Genomic DNA, 16,486 nt, shown 5'->3' on the forward strand with positions numbered 1-16,486 from the left:
TTATTTGAATAGCGATTCGGATTTGACGGATTCAGTAAAATGTGACTGCCTCTTGAGTCATTCCGGAATTGTTCAGAATGAAATAGCAGGTAACGACCTGTTTTGTTAAAGAATTAAATGAAAATATATATCATTACCAATGATTATATGTTAGAATAAATCGACTTTGTTTCAAATTGCAGGGATGCAGCCGCGAATATGCGGAATGTTTGGAGACAGGGTCGATTTTTCTGCATAAAATGCAGAATGATCTTCATGGATTTTGGGAAAAATAGGAAGTCTGTTAGCTATTTTACCCTGGATACCGTGCCTTAAAATGTATCTCGACATGGAGAGGCAGGTGGATAGGGCTACTAACCGTGATCCATGCCATCACCCGGTATCATAAAGGGGTTTTTTCTTAACATGTTTTTGATTCCCCGACAGTATGAGGGCAAGATAAAGTTGTGCTCATGCGAGGAGAGCTATCAGATAGGCTTTTCGTTATTTGCTCCCCGGGCTGGTGAGATATACAGCAGTGATACATGGAGCGTGGATTTGTTGTCCGCTGACGGCGGGGCGGTCGCTCTTGTCGTCCATTTGGAATGGCAGATGACAAATGCGCTTTGTTGGGGCACTGTAAGTAAGTGACGGAGTATGTCACGATACTTAAGGAGGAAATAAATGGAAAAAAACAACAATAATTCCAACAATATCATTGAATTGAAAAACATTGTCAAGACCTATGACAATGGATTCACAGCAGTTGACGGCTTTAACCTCGAAGTGAAGAGAGGCGAGTTCGTCACGTTCTTAGGCCCTTCAGGCTGCGGAAAAACCACGACACTTAGAATGATAGCAGGATTCGAGATTCCTACTTCAGGAGAGATATTACTGAATGGACAGGATATCAGCAAGCTTCCACCAAATAAGAGACCTATCAACACGGTATTTCAGAGGTATGCGCTGTTCCCACATCTGAATATCTTTGACAACATAGCATTTGGCCTCAAGCTCAAGAAGCTTCCTAAGGCAGAGATCGTGAAGAAGGTCAAGAAGGTCCTTGAAATGGTTGACCTTGAGGGCTTTGAGGACAGAAAAGTCGCCACGCTTTCGGGTGGACAGCAGCAGAGAATAGCTATAGCGAGAGCTCTTGTCAATGAGCCAGAGATACTTCTTCTGGATGAGCCTCTTGGCGCACTGGATCTCAAGATGAGAAAAGAGATGCAGATAGAGCTCAAGGGAATGCATGACAGGCTGGGAATCACTTTTATCTATGTAACACATGACCAGGAGGAAGCACTCACCATGTCAGACAAGATAGTTGTCATGAGCGAGGGTGAGATACAGCAGATAGGAACTCCTGAAGATATATATAATGAGCCAAAGAATGCATTTGTTGCGGATTTCATAGGCGAGAGTAACATCTTCAACGGAATTATGACGGGCAAGTTAAAGGTAAGATTCTGTGGTGCAGAATTTGTCTGTCTGGATGACGTGGAGATTGGAACGAAGGTGGACGCCGTAGTAAGGCCGGAGGATGTGATGATCACCACACCTGAACAGGGCGCTGTAAAGGGAGTTGTGACATCTGTTGTGTTCAAGGGTGTTCACTATGAGATCACCGTTGAGTCCGGAAGGAATGAGATAGTTATTCAGACCACAAAGTCCGCCAAGGTTGGAGACAAGGTTGGCCTCAATGTTGAACCTGATGGAATACACATCATGATATCGGAGACTGCAATCAACAAGATTGAGAGCTCAGTCAATAGAAATTATGCCCTCGGCGTATTTGACGGTAAGGTATCATGCGACCTCACGGAGATCGTTCCGGGTTCAGCCATGAAGGATGGCGTGCTGGTGGATGCAAATGGTGAGGCGATAGACCGTGAGAAGATCAAGGTAATAGTATCTATACTTCCAGAGGATATCGACATGAGTGATGACGAGGAAGCTGGTATAATCTGCGGACATATCATCAATCTTATATATAAGGGAGACCACTACAGCTATGTGGTGAGAACTGACAATGAGGAGGACTTTATCGTGGATGACGAGTACCTGTGGAACATGGAGGACAGAGTCAGCCTGATAATTCCAGAGGATAAGATGAAGTTTTCACTTAAGAAATAGATGGAGGGATGAACATGAACGGCTTACGTTTTTCAAGAAAACAGCTGGGCATCCCATACGCATTATTTCTCATATGCTTTGTAGTTGCACCACTGTTTGTAATTATTTATTATGCCTTCACCAACGGCGAGGGCAGGTTTACATTTGACAATCTGACGGGATTCTTTACCAGCCCGAACACCATAGGTACTCTGGCATACAGCTTTTTGCTTGCCATAGTGACTACTCTGGTGTGTCTGCTGCTGGCATATCCGATCGCATATATACTTGCGAGAAGTGAGATGAAAAGGAAATCGGTAATTGTCATGATGTTCGTGCTCCCGATGTGGATCAACTTCACACTGAGGATCACAGCACTCAAGGAGGTACTCACGGTTATAGAGGGCAATCTGGCATTCCACCCGTTTCTCAATTCGGTTATAGGAATGACATATGATTTTCTGCCATTTATGATACTTCCTATATACACAACCATATTGAAGCTTGACGGCAGCCTTATGGAGGCCGCTGTGGATCTTGGGGCAAATAGCTTCCAGACATTTGTCAAGGTTACACTTCCGCTCACCGTTCCGGGAATCGTCAGCGGAATAGTTATGGTATTTTTGCCATCTATGACTAACTATGTTGTGCTTGACATGCTTTACAACAGCACATACATCATGGGTAGTCTGATAGGAAGCTACTTCTCAGCATACAACTGGAACGGCGGTTCCATGATAGCACTCGTCCTTCTTGTGATAATACTTGTATTCACACTTGTGACAAACAAGTACACGGATGACGACGGCGGAAGCAGAGGAGGTGCGTTGTTATAATGAAGAAATGGTCTAAGATTATATTTATATGCATTATGCTTCTTCTCATATATATGCCTATATTGATACTGGCTGTTTACAGCTTTACAACATCGGCAAATATCGGAAGCATTCACGGATGGTCGCTTCACAATTATGTGACTTTGTTCACCAAGGACGAGCTGAGGTCAATGATCGTTGGAACTGTGTTTCTGGCCGCAGGTTCAGCACTGATAGCAACCATACTCGGAACACTCGGTGCCATAGGTGCTTTTTATTCAAAAAAATGGGCTTCAGCATCGATAAATGCCATGAATGAGGTGCCTGTTGTAAATGCAGATGTTGTGACAGGTTTCTCTATATGTATACTGCTCATAGTTGCATTTGGCATGAGCAAGGACAGCTATGTTCCACTTGTCATCGGCCATGTGGTTTTGTCGGCACCTTTCGTATATCTGTCAGTGGTGCCAAAGCTCAAGCAGATGGACAGCAGTCTGTATGAGGCTGCGTTAGATCTGGGAGCTACACCTTTCCAGGGACTCACAAAGGTAGTGATACCTCAGATACTTCCGGGTATTATTTCGGGATTTGCGCTGGCTGTTACACTGTCACTGGATGATTACTTCATCGCGACATACACCAAGCCTGCGACATTTGACACCATAAGTACTTACGTTGTAAATGCGACAAAAGGTTCACAGACGGAAGTTAAGACAGCCCTGTGGGCGCTCTCAACAGTCATATTTGCACTGGTTGTCATAATCGTTGTGGCTATGAATGTGGCCGGAAGAAAGAAAGAGGTGGAGCGATGATAAGACATAGATGTTTTGGACGTTCGATTTCCAGAAAGCTGGCGGCAGCAGTCATGGCTGTTTCATTGCTTGCCGGACAGATGCTGCCGGTAATGGCAGCGGAGGATACAGGAGATGCTGCTTCTGTCAAGAGTGACGGCGCATCTGCTACTGAAAAAGAGGTCACTCTCAGGGTGTGCAGCTGGGAAGAGTACATTGACGAGGGTGGTTGGGATGAAGACGAAGCCCTGGAACTGGACAATGGAACAACTATATTTGGTGAGAATTCCATGGTGGAGGATTTCGAGAACTGGTATTACGAGAATTATGGTGTGAAGGTGAATGTTCAGTATTCGTGCTTCGGCACCAATGAGGATCTCTATAATATGCTGACTCTCGGCGATGTGTATGATCTTGTATGTCCTTCGGAGTACATGATCATGAAGCTTATGTCTGAGAACAAGCTTGAGCCTTTGTCCGATGACTTTTTCGATGAGAACAACGACAAGAATTATTATATAAATGGTGTGTCGCCATACATCAGAGATACATTTGAGACGCATGAGATAAATGGAGAGACTTGGAGCAAATATGCAGCTGGCTTCATGTTTGGAATTACGGGAATTCTGTACAATCCGGAGAAGATGACCGCTGACGAGGCGGGAACATGGACAGTCCTCAACAACCCTAAGTTTGCAAAACAGATCACCATAAAAGACAATGTCAGAGATTCCTACTTTGCCGCAGTCGGAGCACTGCAGAGGGACAAGCTGATGGACACTGAATTCAGGGCTCAGGATGATTACTCAGAGCAGCTCAAGGATATCATGAACGATGTCAGTCCTGAGACTATAGCAAAGTCACAGGATCTTCTTCAGGACATAAAGGATAATGTGTATTCATTTGAGACTGACAGCGGTAAGGCAGACATGATAACAGGAAAGGTTGTTGCGAATTACCAGTGGTCAGGAGATGCAGTTTATGCCATGGATCAGGCTGAGGAGGATGGTGTGAAGCTTGACTTTGCGGTCCCTGAGGAGTGCACAAATCTGTACTTTGACGGATGGGTCATGCTGAAAAATGGAATAGACGGTGACGCTGACAGAAAGCAGGCGGCCGAGGCGTTTATCAACTTTGTGTCAAGACCTGACAATGCAGTCCGCAACATGTATTACATTGGTTATACCTCAGTCATAGCAGGTGGGGATGACGATACGGTATATTCTTATCTGGATTACACTTATGGTGCAGAGGATGACGAGGAGGATGTTGTTGATTATCCACTTGGATATTTCTTCACAGGGGACAACTCAGATCCTGACTACGTTCTCAGAGCTCCTGCGGAACAGGTCAACAGACAGCTTGGGGCTCAGTATCCGTCACAGGACGCCATAGAGAGAAGTGCGGTCATGGAGTATTTCGATGAGGATGCCACCAAGGATATCAACCAGATGTGGATCAACATCAGATGCTACAATATCAAAGATGTGCCGACATGGGCATGGTTTATTGTGGCAGCGGTGATCGGTGCACTGGCCGGAGTGATCGTATATCATAAAAGGTCAAAGAAATTTTATCTTGGGAAATAGAATAATATAAAATAAACGGCTGCCCTGATGGTATGTGGTTTTCGGTAAGAAAGGCCATATGCCATCGAGGCAGCCGTTTTAGTTTATGTGAGCGGCGAGGGAAAGGTTGTGTTGTTTCTGTGGTATTACAGCATCGAATAACCATAGCTGTTGACAATGGCTTCTATCTTCTTGCCGGCCTTACACATAGGGCACTCGTCAACGGAATAAGAAGCATAGTCGTCGATATCCTTCTTGCTGAACAGAGAGTGAACCTCGTGGCCTGCAACCTCGTCTGTAGCTGAGAAGATAGCTGATATTCCTGAGATGCTTCCACCGTAGTATTCAATACATTCGATGCTCTGCTTGATTGTCTTGCCGGTGGTTGCCGATGCAAGGAGAAGGAGAACGTTCTTGTTCTTGATCATTGGCTGAAGGTTATCACGGAATATGAGCTGGCCTGAAGAATGAACCTCAGGTGTCATGATGTATATGGTCTGGTGCTGGTTCATGGACACGATACCGTTCTCTGTGAGGGCATTTGCCAGATATGCACCTATAACTTCTGTGCCATCCATACATACGATGGTATCGACGATGGTGGTTGCCACGTACTCAGTTGCCATAGATTTGGCAGCGGCCAGAGCCATTTTTCTTCTGCTCTTGAGGGTTGTCATGTCGATGTATTTGTTGATATGGGAGTGGTTGGTTGCGAAGTGTCCGTCAACCACCTTGATGTCCAGTGCATTGTTATAAGACGATGTGATCTTGGTTGTCATGTTTTCCATAGTTTAAATTCTCCTTTTCTATTATTATGTTGTCTGTAAATAAAACAGTAATTTCCTAGACTATTTCCAGTACGGTGTTGACCAGCAGGTCATCCTGTTTTGGATTCATAAAACAGAATCTTATGTATTTGTTGTCGAGTCCGCCTATATCAGCACAGCTTCGTATATAAAGACCCTTTGGCATGCAGTAATCCACCACATCACCCGCGGAAATAGCATCCCTCAGGATACGGATCAGTATGAAGTTGGCGGCCGGTTTGTACAGCTTGATCGACTTGTGGGTGGACAGTGCCGAGTACACAAGGTTGCGCTCGGTTCTGATGAGCTCTCTTGATTCGGCAATGTATTTTTCGTCGGTGAACATGGCGACTCCGGCGACCTCCACAAGCTTGCCTATCGCAAATGGCAGTCCGGTGATCTCAAGTGTTTTCTTGAGAACAGGATTCGGTGTGATCATATATGCCAGCCTGAGTCCGGGAACTGAAAAAAATTTCGTTGTGTTTCGCAGCACGATAACATTCTCGTATTCCGATGTGAGAGGAATGGCAGAATTACTCTCCAGATCATCAACAAAATCCATGTATTCCTCGTCAACGACCATGGTTATGTTATTGCCATCGCATATCTTGGCTATAAATTCCAAAGACTCTGCATCGATTATCTGTGATGTTGTACCATTAGGATTCGATATAAATATAATATCGATGTCCTCTGACAACTTCGATATAAAATCTGCGATATCGAGGGTGAAATCCTCCTCCTCAGGTGTGGAGTAGTAGATTATCTCACAGCCGTTCATAGAGAGCAGCTTTTCGTAATTCTGTGCTCCAGGTGTTATCAGGATAGCTTTCTTAGGCGAGGTAAATTCGCACAGTATCTTGACAAATTCATAGGAGCTACCGCCGACGATTATGTCGTCTGTCTTTGCTCCGGAGTATGCGGATATGGCCTCCTTTAATTTCTTTGTGGTGTGATCAGGGTATACTGATAACTGACTCATGTTGTCCGCAATAGCTTTAGTAACAGATTCGGGAACTCCCAGTGGATTCATGTTAAGATCTGCACGAACAGTTTCGACCTGACTGAGGAGATTCTCTGTTTTTAGATTGATAACCCCATTTTTCATAAAAAAACCCCTTTTTCAGTTGTTTTAAGTTATTTTTCTGTATATATTGTTTAAAAAGAGACAATATTTTGTTATAATCTGAATATATGTCTTTTTGTCAATTATACCGATTGGAAGCTTCAAATACAACCACTATGAGTGATTTTTGACAAAAAGACAATAGAAATAGATACAGGAGACCAGACGATGAAGGGAATAGTTGAACAGTATGCTCGTGGTGAGTTTAAGGTTGACAGACCAGCGGTAGCCATATCAGTCAGCAAGATAGAATTGAATATCGAGGCGGGAACTGTGTATGATGGAGAGTTTACAGTGGATTCTTCAAACAGTTGTGCAGTGAAACTGATGGTATACGACAGCCGCTATATACTGGATTTCAAGAGTCACACATTTGTGGGCAGGAAGAACAGAGTCAGCTATTCATTTGACGCCCGAGGAATTGAGCAAGGTAAATCCTTCAAGGGTCATATAAATATAATCACTGATGGGGGAGAGTTTATCATCCCTTATCATATAGCTATAGTCGCTCCATATATTCAGGTCGAGGGTAAGAAGCTCGAGGATCTGTTCCAGTTTGCAGCATATGCAGAGGAGAACTGGGAGGATGCCATAAGGATATTCGGAAGCGAGGATTTTGTGCGCACCTTTATAGGCAGGGATGAAAAGCTTCAGAGGGTGTATGACACACTGGGAATGTCACTGTCCATAGGACAGGCCATGGAGGAATTCCTTGTGTATACACACAAGAAGAGGGCACTCACACTGTCCGTGGCTCAGAACGATCTGCTGGTTGAGATGCCATCCGAATTGGTCAGGGCATCGGTTACGATCACCAAGAACACCTGGGGCTACACGAATACCAAGATAGCATCGGACTGCGATTTCCTCATACCGGAGACCAGCGTGCTGAAGTGGAACAGCTTCGATGGCAACACATTTGACCTCAGTTTCCTCATAGATCCGCAGAAGATCCACGACGGGGAGTCATCGGGTTACATTTATATATGGAACACTTATCAGAATATGAGAATACAGGTGAGCATCAGAAAGCCTGAGGTCATCAAGATGACTCCAAAGAGCAGGCAGACGAGATTCACCATCAAGAGGGCGGAGGAGGCTCTGATCCGTGCATATATTGACTTCAGAACGGACAAGATCGATCTGAAGAAGTACATAGCGGAGACCAGGGATGCCCTGAACACCCTTATAAAATACAGACCGGAGTATGGCATGTACAGGCTGGGACTGCTCCATATGCAGATCCTGGAGGGACACACGGAATTTGTCGAGCAGGAATTTCTGAGAATAGATGCGGATGCCAATTTCACAAGCATGGAGGACATGGAGAAGTGTTATCTCAGTTACCTGAAGTCGCTTCTGCGCAGGGAGAAGTTCATCATAGACAGAACTGCTGCCATGGTCAGAGAAAGATTTGAGGCAAATGACAAGAACAGGCTGTTCTATTTCTGGATACTGTTATTTGTGGATGTGAATTATACAGAGGACAAATGGGTTCTCTACGAGGATATACAGAAGCTGTTTAACTCAGGTGTAAACAGTCCGGTAATATACTTTGAGATATGCGACATGTTCAACAAGCAGCCTCTCATGATGAAGAAGATCGCACCGCTTGAGATCGCAGCCCTCAGATGGGGCATGAGAAATGAATTTGTCTCAGAGGATGTCATCGTGGAGTTTGTCAAGACTGCTTCGAGACAGAAGGATTTTGACGAGCAGGCATTTAAGATGCTTGAGCAGATATACGATATGAGGCATGACAGGACGACTCTGGATGCCATTTGTGGAATACTGATCAAGAATAAGATGTACGATCCGTGTTATCACAGATATTACAGTGACGCATCGGACAAGGATCTCAAGTATGTTGGCCTGAATGAATGCTTTATCAGGAGCATGGACAAAAACCACTACGATGAGATACCGGAGGCTATACTCAGATATTTCAGTTACAAGAACGTTTTGACGGACGAGGAGCTGGCATATATATATGCAAATGTCATCATGAACAAGGAGAACCAGAAGTCGGTGTACAGAGATTTTGTCCCTGCCATTGAGCGTTTCATGGAGAAGATGATACTTCAGGGAAATGTGAGCGATGACCTGACAGTCATATACGATGAATTCCTTGATCCTGATACGGTGAAACCGGAATTTGCCACAAAGCTCATCAACATAATATTCAAGAGAAAGTTCGTGTGTGATAATGAGAATATAACACACATACTGGTATCCCACAGTGAGCTTGGCGGAGAGGTCAAGGTTCCGGTGGTTAATGGTGAGGCATATGTAGAGATAATATCGCCGTCTGCCATAGTCACACTTCTGGATGACAACGGCGGCAGATATGTGAGCACCGTACAGTACAGAATGGAGAGAATCGTAGACGAGAGGAGCTATCTGGACATTTGTCACGAGTACAGTCCAAGGGATTACAGATACCTGTTGTTCCTCTACAACGATATAGATATATTTACACACAGGGATGCAAAGGAGATAAATCTTGCCAGAGATATCGCACTCTGCCCTGAGGTGAGCTACAGGGTGAGACAGGAAGCGCTTACCCATATGGTTGAGTATTATCATGAGAATTTCGATGCGGACATTCTCGGAAAATATTTGTCCAAGATAGATCTGGATTACGTGGATCCTTCATATGCTTCCAGGATAAATACATATTATATAGCTCTGGATATGTATGAGAATGCATTTGAGGGAATGTACAGATTTGGCTATGTGGATGTGGATATAGATGAGCTGATCAAGATAGCCGAGTTTGGAATCGATGACAAGAGATACGATGAGAGCAGGCTGCTCATATCCATATGCGTGTATATATACAGGAGAGGGTACGCCGGACAGAAGATACTGTCATATCTCATCAACAATTACAACGGATCACTCGAGGAGATGGCAAATCTCTTCAAGTCGGTCAATTCAAATTACAGAAATATTGATATGCTGTCTGAGAACATACTCGCACAGATGATGTTCGCGGACGGATATATAGAGTCCATATACGATATATTTGAGGTGTACTATCGCGGCCGCAGCCGAGGCATGGTGGTGAAAGCTTTCCTCAGATATTGCGCGCACCAGTATTTTATAAAGGATCAGAAGATCCCTTCATATATAATGGAGGATCTGTACAAGGAGATCGCCAAGGGCAATATAAAGGACGAGATATCCAGAATGAGCCTGCTGTATTATTTTAGCAACCGAAGTGGACGATACACTGAGGAGCAGCAGGAATGGATCAAGGCAAATGTAAAACAGTTTATAGAATACAGCAAGATACTTCCGTTCTTCAGAAAATTTGAGTCGATCGTAAAGCTGCCAGGGGATATGAGATTCAAGACATATGTCATATTCAAGGGTGAAAGCGGAAAGCAGGTATGGGTCAGCTACAGCTTTGGACAGGAGAGCAGCAGTATGGCAAACTACAAATCCGAGAGGATGAATGAGATAATTCCGGGAGTGTATGTTAAGGAAGTTGTCGTATTCCACGGAGAGTCGCTTGTCTACTCCATCGATGGAGTGGTTGGAACTTCAGTCGTGGTTGAGAGCGACATACTCAAAAATGAGACATTCCATAAGGATGGAAGCAGCAGCTTTGAACTTATCAATAGCATGCTGGTTAGCCAGGAGACAAGAAATGACCATGAGCTCATACAGGCAATGGACACATATCTGTACAACAGCCATTTCTTCGACGCCAATTTGATGTTGCTTTAACTTTTTGATTTTTCACAAGGAGGGGCATAATTTATGTCTGACACACAGTTATATCTGGGTCTGGATCTTGGCCCGGAATATACACAGCTTAGTTATTATAATGTTGACACGCGGGAGCCGGAATCGGTGTACCACAAGGAGGCGAGGGATACATATATGCTCCCTAACATCATGTTCTACAGCGCGTACAACAAAAAGTCGGATGACGGACAGAGTGAAGCTTACAAGTTCATAGATCTGGCTGGCTGGTGTGCAGGGGCGAAGGCTTCAGCCTGCAGGTTCGAGGAAAATGGAACGGTTGTGGATCAGGTGTATGAGCGTACCCTGAGAAATGAGAATATAGAAGTTGCGGGGCGTAATTATAAGGCGGGAGATCTTCTTGTGAAGATGATGATACTGCATATAAGACAGTTTACCGAGCAGTTTGAGGGTTTTGTGATAAAGAAACTGACAGTCACAGTGGCTGACACAGATCCGCGCATCATAGCTGCAGTCAGAGGACTTAAGTCGGCACTCCGTCTGACCCATGACCAGTTTAATATAGTGAGCCATCTGGACAGTGGCCTGTGCTATATATTTGCACAGCCTGAGCCGCTCAGGAATAACAGCGTGGGACTGTTTGATTTCGGCAGGAGCGGGCTGGATTTTTACAGGATAGATATGACAAGGAAATATCCTTTGATAGTGACCGTTGAGCATGTGAACTTCCATGACAGGATGAACATGAAAAGATTTGGAAAATACCATGAGGATATGGATGAGGCATTTGCGGATATAGTTAAGGAATGTATGTCACAGGTGTTTATATCCTCTGTATTCCTCACGGGAATAGGATTTGCTGACAACTGGATGAAGCAGTCGGCGGCGGTCCTGTGTCAGGGCAGAAGGGTATTTGTTGGACAGAATATATATACAAAGGGTGCATGTTACAGATCGCTTGGCGGTGTGTACACGGAGGCGCTCAGCAGATATTTTATAGATACGGAGCAGACGGTCAAGACAAATATCGGAATAAATCTCATGGATGAGAAGAAGACGTTCTGGCCGATAGCATACGGCGGGCTTGAGTGGTTCAACACCCGCGGAAGCATAGAGGTATTCCTCGACAACACAAGAAGGATACAGATCGTATACCAGGATATACTGACTGAGGAAGAATGGCGGGAGACTGTGGAGATATACGGACTTCCGGCGAGACCAAAGAAGACGACAAAGCTGTCGATATCCGTGGAGTATTATGGTGCGGATAAGGGCGCGATAGTCATCCGTGATCTTGGATTTGGAAGTTTGTATCCTACCACAAATAAGATATACAGAAAAGAATTTGATATAGGAGCCATCAGGAGAAAGCATGCGGAGAAGCTTGAGGCGGCGCGAAGGGAAGAGGAGCTCAGGATACGCATGGGTGACACCGAGGAACTGAGAGGCGAAGATCCGGCGGTGGAGCATGGTAATGCAAAGACGGTGGAAGCCGAGCCGGAGGTACATGAAGAGCCTGTGGTATATTACGGAACAGCGTCACCTGTGGAGCCGGAGACTGTGGAAGAGCCGGATGATTTCGGAACAGAAGCAGAGGATGTTGTGGAAGAGATTGACGACGATGCGGCGGATATGACGGAGGCTGAAGAGTTAGAAGATGATGCGGTCTCTGATCCTGAGAACATTTCAGATGAAATTGATGATGACGAAACGGAATCAGTGGATGCTGCATATGAGGTAGATGATGACGAATCAGAATCAGATGACATTACAGACGATGCAGATGACAGCGAGACTGAGATCGACGAGTCAGAGCCGGACGATGAAGAAACCATAGATGAAGAGGATTTGGATGACGAAGATTCCGATGAGTATGAGCAGAGTGCGTTCAGCATCCCGTCATACCTCAGAGGACAGCATTTTGATCCGGGAGAGTGATACACATATGAGTGGAATTATTATTTGTAAGACAAAGACAGCGGACAATCCGTACACATTCCTCAATACGAAGATAACCATATATTCATATGAGGAGCTGTGCTACTACATATTCAACAATATGGTGCTCATAGGTAAAGACGACCTTGCGGACAGACTCAGCAACTGGCTGAGAACGGCCATAGACATGGAGGATCTTGCGGACAAGATAGACGCGCTCAATGCCAAGAATGCGTATATCCAGGATATCATGGTGGAGATACTTACATTTGGTGAGTTCTACAGCAAGGATGAAGTGAAGGAATTCATGGACGAGTGCAAGAGGATCAGGACTCTCAAGCCGTATGAGCTGGACAAGAAGAGAGCTGACAGCTACATGATGTACAAGCATTACATCAAGGCTGACGCCATATACGATGACATCATAGAGTACAAGGAGTCACATGGTGAGTACGATGAGTTCCTTGGAAATATATATCACAACAAAGGCGTTGCGCTGGCGGGCAATCTTCAGCTTGAGGAGGCAAAGGATGCTTTCATCAGAGCATTTGCGCTGAATAAGAACAATGAGTCATTGATAGAATACTTCTGTGTAATGGCGGTGACGGTGGACACGGCGACACTCCAGAGGGAGATAAGAAAGCGCGGTATGCCGGCCGGATTCCTGGACGATCTGATGAACGAGATCGCTGATTCAAAGGAGGATGTACATGAGATGTCCATATACAACAAAGTCCAGAAGGCTGTGTACAACAGAATGCACGGCGACATAGAGGACTATGACAGGCGTATGAATTCCATCCTGAGTGCACTCAAGGATCAGTTCAGAAACCAGATAGGATGACTTTGTGCTTGACGTACAGCCAGCCTATGTTGTACTATCACAATGAATAAAGAAGATATATGCAAATGCTGTGACGAAGAGGAGTAGCATGTGGAGTCAGACAGAGAGAATGGTTCGTGGGCTGTGAGACCGTTCCTGACAGAGACTTGTGAAGGTAGCTTCTGAGCTGCATGGCTGAAAGATCATGATAAGGATAGGCCATGCCGGGGCGTTCCCGTTATAGGATAAGATGAGATACAAAACAAGGTGGTAACGCGAATATTTACTCGCCCTTCTGACAGAATGTCCGGAGAGCGGGTTTTTTTGTGAAAAATTTTGTAAAAGTATATATCAACATGTAAGAGATCAGGAAGAATAGAAAGGAAGAATGAGATGAAAGAGTTAGAGAAGACATATGATCCTTCCCAGATAGAGGACAGACTCTACAGAAAGTGGGAGGAGAAGAAGTATTTCCACGCAGAGGTTGACAGGAGCAAGAAGCCATTTACGATCGTAATGCCACCTCCAAATGTAACAGGACAGCTTCACATGGGACATGCCTTGGACAATACAATGCAGGATATACTTATCAGATTCAAGAGAATGCAGGGCTACTCAGCACTGTGGCAGCCTGGTACAGACCACGCAGCCATCGCAACCGAGGTCAAGGTTACAGAGAAGCTGAAGGAGCAGGGAATAGATAAGAAAGAGATCGGCCGTGAGGAGTTCTTAAAGCATGCATGGGCATGGAAGGAAGAGTACGGCAACCGTATCGTGAGCCAGCTCAAGAAGATGGGTTCATCCGCTGACTGGGACAGAGAGAGATTCACCATGGACGAGGGATGTTCCAAGGCAGTCAAGGAAGTATTTGTAAGACTGTACGAGAAGGGCTACATCTACAAGGGCTCAAGGATCATCAACTGGTGTCCTGTATGTAAGACTTCCATATCAGATGCTGAGGTTATACATGAGGAGCAGGACGGATTCTTCTGGCATATCAACTATCCTGTAGTTGGAGAGCCTGGAAGATTTGTGGAGATAGCAACCACAAGACCGGAGACACTTCTCGGAGATACAGCCGTTGCAGTAAATCCTGACGATGAGAGATACACAGATATAGTAGGAAAGATGCTGGAGCTGCCACTTACAGACAGACAGATCCCGGTTATCGCAGATCCATATGTTGACAAGGAGTTTGGAACAGGATGTGTAAAGATCACACCTGCACATGACCCTAACGACTTCGAGGTTGGAAAGCGTCACAATCTTGAGGAGATAAATATACTGAACGATGATGCAACCATAAATGAGCTCGGAGGCAAGTATGCAGGCATGGACCGCTACGAGGCAAGAAAGCAGATGGTGGCAGACCTTGACGCACTGGGACTTCTCGTAAAGGTAGTTCCACACAGCCACAACGTAGGAACACATGACAGATGTAAGACAACTGTAGAGCCTATGATCAAGCCTCAGTGGTTCGTCCGCATGAAGGAGATGGGACAGGCAGCACTTGACATCATCAAGACCGATGAGCTCTCATTTGTGCCTGAGCAGTTCGACAAGACATACATCCACTGGCTTGAGAACATCCGTGACTGGTGTATATCAAGACAGCTCTGGTGGGGACACAGAATCCCTGCATGGTACTGTGACGAGTGCGGCGAGACCATCGTCAGCCGTGAGACACCTACAGTATGTCCAAAGTGCGGATGTACACATCTCACACAGGATGAGGATACGCTCGATACATGGTTCTCATCTGCACTGTGGCCATTTTCAACACTTGGCTGGCCGGATAAGACACCTGAGTATGAATACTTCTATCCTACAAGCGTGCTTGTAACCGGATACGACATCATATTCTTCTGGGTAATCCGTATGGTATTCTCAGCACTTGAGCAGACAGGCAAGAGCCCGTTCAAGCATGTGCTGATCCACGGACTTGTAAGAGACGACCAGGGACGTAAGATGAGTAAGTCACTTGGAAATGGTATTGACCCGCTTGAGGTTATAGATAAGTACGGTGCAGACGCCCTTCGTCTGACACTTATAACAGGAAATGCTCCTGGAAACGACATGCGTTTCTACTGGGAGAGAGTTGAGAATTCCAGAAACTTTGCAAATAAGATCTGGAACGCAACACGTTTCATCATGATGAACATGGAGAAGGCAGATTTCACAAATGTGAAGCTGTCAGACCTGACAATAGCTGACCGCTGGATCCTGTCCAAGGTCAACACACTTGCAAAAGAGATGACAGACAACATGGAGAAGTTCGAGCTTGGTATCGCTGTATCCAAGGTATACGACTTCATCTGGGAGGAGTTCTGTGACTGGTATATCGAGATGGTTAAGCCTCGTCTCTACAACGATGAGGATGAGACAAAGGCAGCAGCACTCTGGACACTTAAGACAGTTCTGATCCAGGCACTTAAGCTTCTTCATCCATACATGCCATTCATCACAGAGGAGATCTTCTGCAACATTCAGGACGAGGAGGAGTCGATCATGATCTCCAAGTGGCCTGAGTACACAGACGAGTGGAACTTTGAGGCTGACGAGGCCGCTGTTGACACTATCAAGGCAGCAGTCCGTGCCATCAGAAACCTTCGTACAGGAATGAACGTACCACCTAGCAGAAAGGCAAAGGTATATGTCGTATCTGCAAAGGAGGACGTGAGACATATATTTGAGTCATCAATGAGCTTCTTTGCCACACTGGGTTATGCCAGCGAGGTACACGTTCAGGAGGACAAGACAGGAATCGATGAGAATGCAGTATCAACACTGATCCACGATGCCGCTGTATACATT

Annotated in this window: 11 protein-coding genes and 1 other annotated feature; of the genes, 9 read left to right on the top strand and 2 right to left on the bottom strand. The window is 45.3% G+C overall.

Annotation, left to right across the window (positions count from 1 at the left end):
* Nucleotides 1–405: 405 nt before the first annotated feature.
* From AB5150_RS09915 to AB5150_RS09935, 5 genes are read left to right on the top strand one after another with little or no spacing between them, the layout of a single operon-like run.
* Nucleotides 406–630, top strand: a complete 225-nt coding sequence (locus tag AB5150_RS09915; protein WP_015534264.1) for a hypothetical protein — start codon at nt 406–408, stop codon at nt 628–630.
* Nucleotides 631–663: 33 nt separating this feature from the next.
* Entirely contained in the window at nt 664–2,112 is a 1,449-nt protein-coding gene (gene potA / locus AB5150_RS09920; RefSeq protein ID WP_015534263.1) for a polyamine ABC transporter ATP-binding protein, read from the top strand.
* Nucleotides 2,113–2,126: 14 nt separating this feature from the next.
* Nucleotides 2,127–2,927 carry an ABC transporter permease gene (locus AB5150_RS09925; RefSeq protein ID WP_015534262.1) on the top strand — a complete coding sequence of 267 codons (801 nt, stop codon included), beginning with the start codon at nt 2,127–2,129 and terminating at the stop codon, nt 2,925–2,927.
* Nucleotides 2,927–3,718, top strand: coding sequence for an ABC transporter permease (locus AB5150_RS09930; RefSeq protein ID WP_015534261.1), 792 nt, complete (start codon nt 2,927–2,929; stop codon nt 3,716–3,718). Before AB5150_RS09925 ends, AB5150_RS09930 begins: the two co-directional genes overlap by 1 nt.
* Entirely contained in the window at nt 3,715–5,286 is a 1,572-nt protein-coding gene (locus AB5150_RS09935) for an extracellular solute-binding protein (RefSeq protein WP_055271937.1), read from the top strand. The genes AB5150_RS09930 and AB5150_RS09935 overlap by 4 nt, the downstream gene beginning before the upstream one ends.
* 125 nt (nt 5,287–5,411) lie before the next feature.
* Here AB5150_RS09935 and AB5150_RS09940 read toward each other — a convergent pair whose 3' ends face one another.
* Nucleotides 5,412–6,053: a phosphoribosyltransferase gene (locus AB5150_RS09940; RefSeq protein ID WP_368291766.1), complete on the bottom strand. Its 642-nt coding sequence runs from the start codon at nt 6,051–6,053 to the stop codon at nt 5,412–5,414.
* 55 nt (nt 6,054–6,108) lie between these two features.
* Nucleotides 6,109–7,179, bottom strand: coding sequence for a histidinol-phosphate transaminase (locus AB5150_RS09945; protein WP_368291767.1), 1,071 nt, complete (start codon nt 7,177–7,179; stop codon nt 6,109–6,111).
* A gap of 186 nt (nt 7,180–7,365) precedes the next feature.
* On the opposite strand from AB5150_RS09945, the gene AB5150_RS09950 reads away from it, so the two are divergent.
* The 4 genes from AB5150_RS09950 to AB5150_RS09965 all read left to right on the top strand — a co-directional run.
* Entirely contained in the window at nt 7,366–10,932 is a 3,567-nt protein-coding gene (locus AB5150_RS09950; protein ID WP_022217545.1) for a DUF5717 family protein, read from the top strand.
* Nucleotides 10,933–10,965: 33 nt separating this feature from the next.
* On the top strand, nt 10,966–12,849 hold the full coding sequence (locus tag AB5150_RS09955) for a DUF5716 family protein (RefSeq protein WP_368291769.1): 1,884 nt from the start codon (nt 10,966–10,968) through the stop codon (nt 12,847–12,849).
* 7 nt (nt 12,850–12,856) lie between these two features.
* Nucleotides 12,857–13,693: a hypothetical protein gene (locus AB5150_RS09960; RefSeq protein WP_117549702.1), complete on the top strand. Its 837-nt coding sequence runs from the start codon at nt 12,857–12,859 to the stop codon at nt 13,691–13,693.
* 61 nt (nt 13,694–13,754) lie between these two features.
* Nucleotides 13,755–13,970, top strand: a binding site (T-box leader).
* 95 nt (nt 13,971–14,065) lie between these two features.
* The coding region (locus AB5150_RS09965) for a valine--tRNA ligase (protein ID WP_368291770.1) at nt 14,066–16,486 on the top strand (2,421 nt) is incomplete at its 3' end.

Origin of the sequence: Coprococcus sp. RTP21281st1_F1_RTP21281_210402 (assembly GCF_040915325.1) — a bacterium.
In the GTDB taxonomy this organism is placed as follows: domain Bacteria; phylum Bacillota; class Clostridia; order Lachnospirales; family Lachnospiraceae; genus Coprococcus; species Coprococcus aceti.